The 4,173-nt window shown below is 72.7% G+C and carries 2 protein-coding genes; both read left to right on the top strand.

The genetic code is table 11. The annotated features are described in order from the left end of the window. A partial coding sequence (locus ACIRU3_RS47390; protein WP_404070610.1) for an SDR family NAD(P)-dependent oxidoreductase occupies positions 1–2,357 on the top strand: 2,357 nt, incomplete at its 5' end. A 1-nt stretch (position 2,358) separates the two neighbouring features. Next, on the top strand, positions 2,359–4,173 hold a 1,815-nt coding region (locus ACIRU3_RS47385; protein ID WP_404070608.1), incomplete at its 3' end, for a type I polyketide synthase.

Genomic DNA, 4,173 nt, shown 5'->3' with positions numbered 1-4,173 from the left:
GCGTCGCGGTCGACTGGGGCCAGGTGTTCGCCGGCGCCGGTGCCTCCCGGGTCGAACTGCCGACGTATGCCTTCCAACGCCGCCGCTACTGGCTGGAGGACGCCGCCCAGGCGCAGACCGGCAGCGCCGCTGTCGACACCACCGCCCTGGACGGCGAATTCTGGGAGGCGGTCGAGCGCGGGGACCTGGATTCCCTCGCCACGACGTTGGACGTCGACGGATCCGACGAGCGGTCCTCGCTGAGCGCCGTACTGCCCACGCTGTCGTCCTGGCATCGGCAGCGCCGTACGCGGGCGACGCTCGACGGCTGGCGGTACCGCGTCGCGTGGCAGCCGCTGCCCGAGCAGCCCGCCGCGGCGGCCGCGTCGCTGGCCGGGGCCTGGCTGCTGGTGGTCCCGGCCGGACACACCGACGCCGAGTGGGTCACCGCCGCCGAGCGGATGCTGGCCGACGGCGGGGCGACCGTGACGCGGCTCGCCTGGGATCCGGCCGACGGCGGCAGGGCGGAGCTGGCCGACCGGCTCCGTTCGACTTCCGCCGGTCAGGAGTCCGTGGGCGGCGCCGGTCCGAGCGGTGTGCTGTCGCTGCTCGCGCTCGACGAGGCGCAGCACCCGGCGCACCCCGTGCTGCCTCAGGGACTTGCCGGAACCCTGCTTCTGGTGCAGGCGCTCGGCGACGCCGGGTTTGACGCGCCGCTGTGGCTGGCCACACGCGGTGCGGTCGCCACAGGCCGCTCGACCGCCGCCACCGCAGCCGTGAGCACGGCGCAGGCGCAGCTGTGGGGCCTGGGCCGGGTCATCGGCCTGGAGCACCCGCAGCGGTGGGGCGGTCTGATCGACCTGCCGGAAACGGCCGACGCGACGGCGCTGACGCGCCTCCGTGCGGTGCTCTCGGGGGTCGCGGCGGGCGACGAGGACCAGCTTGCGCTGCGCGCCTCCGGGCTGTTCGTACGCCGTCTGGAGCACGACCCGCTCGGCGACCGCCACGCCCCCAGGGAGTGGAAGCCGCAGGGCACGGTCCTGATCACCGGCGGCACGGGCGCGCTGGGCGGGCAGGTCGCCCGCTGGTTGGCGCGCCGTGGAGCCGAACACCTGGTTCTGACCAGCCGTCGTGGACGGGGGACGCCGGGCGCGGCGGAGCTGGAGGCGGAGTTGTCCGAGATCGGCAGCCGGGTCACGGTGGCGGCGTGCGACGCCGCGGACCGTACCGCTCTGGCCGCACTGCTGGCGGAGTTGAAGGCCGAAGGCTCTCCGGTGCGCTCGGTGGTGCACGCGGCGGGTGTGGCGCCGACGGCTCCGCTGGACGCGACCGACCTGGGCGCGTTCGCCGATGTGGCGGTCGCCAAGGTCGCGGGCGCGGCGCACCTGGACGAACTGCTGGCGGAGGAGGAGTTGGACGCTTTCGTGCTCTTCTCCTCGAACGCCGGCGTATGGGGCGGTGGCGGACAGGGCGCCTACGCGACGGCCAACGCCTACCTGGACGCCTTGGCGCAGCGCCGCCGGGCGCGTGGGCTGACCGCGACCTCGGTGGCCTGGGGCGCCTGGGCCGATGGCGGGATGACCACGGACAACGGCGCGGAGGAGCACCTGCGCCGACTGGGTGTCGTGGCGATGGACCCGGAGCTGGCCATCGAGGCACTCCGGCAGGTCCTGGACCACGACGAGACGTTCACGGTGATCGCCGACATCGACTGGGCGCGTTTCGTGCCCGGCTTCACCGCGGCCAGGCCGCGGCCCCTGCTGGACGCGCTGCCCGAAGTACGGGAACTGCTCCGGGCGACGGAGACGACGGAGGCCGCGACCGACGGCGGCGACGCCGAGTCGTCCTCGTCGCTGGCGCGGCGGCTGGCGGACATGCCCCAGTCCGAACGGCAGCGGGAACTTGTGGACCTGGTCCGCGCCACCGCCGCCGCCGTACTGGGGCACGCGGGCGGCGACGCGGTAGGCGAGGAACAGGCGTTCAAGGAGCTGGGCTTCGACTCGCTGACCGCCGTCGAGCTCCGCAACCGGCTGCAGGGCGTCACCGGGCTGCGGCTGCCTGCCGCGCTGGTCTTCGACTACCCGACGCCCACCACCCTCGCCGACTATCTGCGGACCCATCTGGTCGGTGCCGAGGACGACGCACCCGAGTCGGCTCTGGCGGAACTCGACAGGCTGGAAGCCGCGGTCTTCTCACTCCTCCCCGAGGACGGCGAGCTGCGCTCCACGCTCACCGCACGGCTCCAGGTGCTGCTGTCGAAGCTGGACAGCGAATCCGGCGACGGCGAGCCACAGGGCCCGGCCATCGAGGACCAGCTCCAGACGGCCTCGGACGACGAGATATTCGATTTCATCAACCAGGAGTTCGGAAAGTCCTGACATGGCGAACGAAGAAAAGCTCCGCGAATACCTGAAGTGGGTCACGACCGACCTGCACAAGGCCCGTCAGCGGCTGAAGGAGCAGGAGGAAGCGGACCGGGAGCCGATCGCGATCGTCGCCGTCAGCTGCCGCTTTCCAGGCGGCGCCGACTCTCCCGAGGCGCTGTGGAAACTCATCTCCGATGGCAGCGACGCCGTTTCGGGATTCCCCGAAGGGCGCGGCTGGGACATCGAGACGCTGTACGACCCGGACCGCGAATCGGGCCGCAAGGACACCAGCTACGCGAACGAAGGCGGCTTCCTCTACGACGCCGCCGACTTCGACCCGGCGTTCTTCGGGATCTCGCCGCGTGAGGCGCTGGCCATGGACCCGCAGCAGCGGCTGCTGCTGGAGACGGCCTGGGAGGCCGTCGAGCGCGCCGGGATCGACCCGGCGTCGCTGAAGGGCTCGGCGACGGGTGTCTTCGTCGGCGGCACGCCCTCCGGGTACGGCGCCTCGACGGGCTCCGGACCGGACGACGTAGCCGGCTACATGCTGACGGGCAGCTCCGGCGCGGTGCTCTCCGGACGTGTGTCCTACGTCCTTGGACTTGAGGGCCCCGCCGTCACGGTGGACACCGCGTGCTCCTCTTCGCTGGTGGCCCTGCACCAGGCGGCGCACGCGCTGCGCCGCAAGGAATGCTCGCTGGCGCTGGCCGGCGGCGTCTCGGTGATGTCCACCCCGGTGGCGTTCGTGGAGTTCAGCCGCCAGCGCGGGCTTGCCGCGGACGGCCGCTGCAAGTCCTTCGCGGAGGCGGCCGACGGCACGGGCTGGGGCGAAGGCGCCGGCTTCCTGCTGTTGGAGCGGCTGTCCGACGCCCAGAGCAACGGACATCCGGTACTCGCGGTCGTACGCGGCAGTGCGGTCAACCAGGACGGCGCCAGCAACGGCCTCACCGCGCCGAACGGCCCCTCCCAACAGCGGGTGATCCGCGCCGCCCTCGCCAACGCGCAACTGGCCGCCGCCGAAGTGGACCTGGTGGAGGCGCACGGCACCGGTACCACCCTGGGTGACCCGATCGAGGCGGACGCCCTGCTGGCCACGTACGGGCAGGGGCGGCCGGAGGACCGGCCGCTGTGGCTCGGCTCGCTCAAGTCCAACATCGGCCACACCGCGGCCGCCGCCGGCGTCGCGGGCGTCATCAAGGTGGTGCTGGCGATGCGGCACGGGGTGATGCCGCGCACGCTGCACGTGGACGAGCCCTCTTCCAAGATCGACTGGTCCGCGGGTGCCGTCGAGCTGCTGACCGAGCAGCGGGCGTGGTCGGAGACGGGTGCACCGCGTCGGGCGGGCGTCTCCTCCTTCGGTGTCAGCGGCACCAACGCGCACGTGATCCTGGAGCAGGCACCCGAGCCGCAGCAGGAGTCGGAGTCGGAGTCGGTCGAGGCCGCGGAGAAGGGCGAGCTCGGCGTCACACTGCCCGTGGTCCCCTGGGTCGTGTCCGGCCGCGGTGAAACGGCGCTGCGCGCGCAGGCCGAGCGGCTGCGGTCCACTGTGACGGCTGACGCGAAGCTGTCCCCGGTGGACGTGGGCTGGTCGCTCGCTTCCGCGCGAGCCACGCTGGAACACCGCGCGGTGGTCATCGGCGAGAGCGGCGACGCTCTGGTGTCCGGGCTCGGGGCGTTGGTGCGTGGGGAGTCGGTGCCGGGGCTGGTGGAGGGTCCTGCCGGGGGTGTGGCTTCGGGTCGTACTGCGGTGGTGTTCTCGGGTCAGGGGAGTCAGCGGGTGGGTATGGGGCGGGAGTTGTATGCCTCGTATCCGGTGTTTGCGTCTGTG

This window comes from Streptomyces sp. NPDC101151, assembly GCF_044768335.1.
GTDB lineage: Bacteria > Actinomycetota > Actinomycetes > Streptomycetales > Streptomycetaceae > Streptomyces.
The sequence above is the reverse complement of the archived record's forward strand: the minus strand, read 5'-3'. Positions and strand labels throughout refer to the sequence as shown.